This is a genomic window from Agrobacterium sp. ST15.16.055 (assembly GCF_027956555.1).
GTDB lineage: Bacteria > Pseudomonadota > Alphaproteobacteria > Rhizobiales > Rhizobiaceae > Agrobacterium > Agrobacterium salinitolerans.
The window spans coordinates 1-461 of the sequence record NZ_JAQKGN010000041.1 but is presented as its reverse complement, the minus strand read 5'-3'; the positions used below and the strand labels follow the sequence as shown (position 1 = coordinate 461).

General features: G+C 58.4%; 1 protein-coding gene. It reads right to left on the bottom strand.

Features of this window, described 5'->3' with window-relative positions:
* Positions 1-378, bottom strand: a 378-nt coding sequence (locus PL599_RS22765) for a helix-turn-helix domain-containing protein (protein ID WP_271359900.1), incomplete at its 3' end; no start/stop codon positions are given.
* Between the last annotated feature and the right edge of the window lie 83 nt (positions 379-461).

The following is a 461-nucleotide window of genomic DNA, read 5'->3' as shown; positions in this document are numbered from 1 at the left end:
GACACGGAACTCCTCCCACAGCCATTGGGCCAGGTCGCATAAACGCCAGCGCACGACACCGTCGAGATACGGCGTCGGTCCCCGTTCGATGGCCTTTGTCAGGGCCGCCCGCTGAACATCGTTCAGCAGTGACTTGGGGCCAGGAGCCTTGCCATCGATCAGCCCATCAGGCCCATTCGTATTGAACCGCATGACCCAATCCCGCACGATCTGACGAGTGACGTTGCCAAGCCGTGCAGCATCCGAGCGCGAGCCTCCGTCATAGATGAGCGCAAGCGCCAGCAACCGACGCGCCTGGGCCGCATGCTTGCTATGGCGAGCCAAACGTCGAAGTCCTTCAGCATCAAAATCTGCCCGCAATGAAATTCCTGTTCGCATCCGACACCTCCGCTTTGCACCAGAGATTCAGATTCATCGACTTTTGAAAGGCAAAAGGAGTCACGATCAGTGAGGAGCCGTAT